We start from the raw sequence: 2,067 nt of genomic DNA, 5'->3' as shown, positions 1-2,067 counted from the left end.
AACCAGGACGCCCCACGGGTGTCGCTTTTCGGCCCCGTGGGGCGTCCTGGTTCTAGCAGGTGTGACGAACCACGGGGGTCGGTTGATGGACGGGAAGCTGCGCCGGCAGGTGCTCGACACGGAGGATCTGCCACCACGCGAGCGCTTCGGCATGTGGCTGGACATGATGGCCAGCACCCCGACGCCGCTGCGGGTGCACACCGCGCACGCCGACGACTTCGTCGCGCGGGCCGAGTTCGTCGAGCTGGGCCGGATGCGGCTCATCCGCTACCGCTACCCGTCGGTGGACTGCGTCCGCACCTCGAAGCTGATCCAGCGCTCCGACCCGGACTACTACCTGCTCGCGCTCACGCTCACCGGGACCAGCCAGGCCGACCAGGCGGGGCAGCGGGCCTGCTGCCGCCCCGGCGACCTCACCTTCTACGACTGCTCCCGCCCGCACGAGGTCAGCCACCACGCCGACCCGGCCGGGCCCGCGTACGCCCGCTCGATCGTGGCCCTGATGCCGTACGACGCGCTGCCGCTGCCGCGCCGCAGTCTCGCTCCCCTGTTCGCCGGGCGGATGTCCGGCTCCGAGGGCGTCGGCGGCCTGCTCGCCGACTTCCTCGTCCGGATCACCGCGCACCCCGAGCAGTACCACGCCGCCGACGCCGAGCGGCTGGGCGGGATCGGCCTGGACCTGGTCGCCACGCTGCTCGGCCGCAACCTGGTCTCCGAGGAGGCGGTCCCCACCGAGATCCGGCGGCGCGCCCTGCTCGCCCAGGTGCGCTCGTACGTGGAGCAGCACCTCGGGGACGCCTCGCTGGACCCGGGCCGGATCGCCGACGCGCACCACATCTCGGTGCGCTCGCTGCACCGGCTCTTCGAGGACGAGGAGACCACCGTCGCGGCGTACATCAGGGACGAGCGGCTGGCCCGGTGCCGGCGCGACCTCGCCGACCCGGCGCTGAGCGACCGCTCGATCCAGCTCATCGCCGCCCGCTGGGGCTTCCGGGACAAGGCACACTTCAGCCGCGCCTTCCGGGCCGCGCACGCGGAGACACCGCAGGCATTCCGGGCCCGTCATCTGGAACCGGCACGGATCGTCAACACCACGGCATCCGCAGTCAACTCGGCGCGGACATACTGAACGCAGGGCTGAGACCGCTCCCAGCGGCGGCCCACTGGTATCGGGGGGCCGTGGCGTGGCGTCCGCGGCGGCCCGGCCGCGGGCGGCCGCCCCGGTGGCGGTCTCCCCGCATCCGCGCCGGACGAGGTTTCCGGCCCCGTCGCGCTTCCCCCCAGGACCGACGGGGCCGGTCAGCCGGCCTCCTCCTCCAGCAGCGCCAGCACCGACTTCTCCACCGCCTCGCGCGGCATCTCCGGCTGCACCGGCGCCAGCACCCCGTCGTGGTAGAGGTCGACCACCCGCGGGTCCACGTAGGAGGCCCGCGCCACCGTCGGGGTGTTGCCGAGCAACTCGGCCACCGACCGCATCACCCCGGCCACCGCGCGCCTGCGGGCGGTGGCGGAGCGCTGCGGGCCCACGTTCGCCAGCTCGGCCGCCGCCAGCACGGTGGCGTGCCAGGTACGGAAGTCCTTCGCGGTCATCTCCCCGCCGCTGGCGTCGCGCAGGTAGTCGTTCACCTCGTCGCTGCGCACGTCGCGCCAGGACCGGCCGTCCCAGTAGCCGAACAGCCTCTCCTGGGCCCGCCGCCGCCGGCGCAGGTTGAGCAGCACCCGGCACAGCTCCGCGTCCTCGATCCGGCGGACCTGCTCGATGCCGCCCTTGGCGGGGAACTCGAAGACCACGCACCCGCCCCGGGAGCGGGTGTGCTCGGGGCGCAGCGTGGCCACCCCGAAGGTCGGGTCGTCGCCGGTGGCGTACTGGTCGCTGCCGACCCGGAAGGCGCCCATGTCGAGCAGCCGGGCGACGGTGGCGAGCACCCGCTCCCGGCGCAGGCCGCGCAGCGCCAGGTCCTGCGTGACCCGGTCCCGTAGCGCGGGCAGCCGGCGGGCCACCTCCAGCACGTGGTCGAACTTCGCCTCGTCGCGCTTGCGCCGCCAGCCCGGGTGGTAGAGGTACTG

Annotated in this window: 2 protein-coding genes; one reads left to right on the top strand and one right to left on the bottom strand. The window is 74.1% G+C overall.

The window, feature by feature from the left end:
• Nucleotides 1-85 precede the first annotated feature (85 nt).
• The gene (locus tag KBX39_RS29750) at nt 86-1,129 is read left to right on the top strand and encodes a helix-turn-helix domain-containing protein (RefSeq protein ID WP_210873712.1); all 1,044 of its coding nucleotides are present in this window, start codon (nt 86-88) and stop codon (nt 1,127-1,129) included.
• A gap of 170 nt (nt 1,130-1,299) precedes the next feature.
• On the opposite strand, the gene KBX39_RS29745 is transcribed toward KBX39_RS29750, so the two are convergent.
• Nucleotides 1,300-2,067 (bottom strand): DNA topoisomerase IB (locus KBX39_RS29745; protein ID WP_210873710.1); only part of this gene is annotated, 768 nt, incomplete at its 5' end.

The sequence above is a fragment of the Micromonospora sp. D75 genome (genome assembly GCF_018070405.1).
Classification (GTDB): Bacteria; Actinomycetota; Actinomycetes; order Mycobacteriales; family Micromonosporaceae; genus Micromonospora; species Micromonospora chalcea.
Note: the sequence above shows the minus strand (reverse complement) of the source record. Positions and strands in the feature narration are given on the sequence as shown.

Bases quoted from the DNA above. Each gene is read 5' to 3' on its own strand.
- KBX39_RS29750 (WP_210873712.1), top strand. From the start codon at position 86: ATGGACGGGAAGCTGCGCCGGCAGGTGCTCGACACGGAGGATCTGCCA.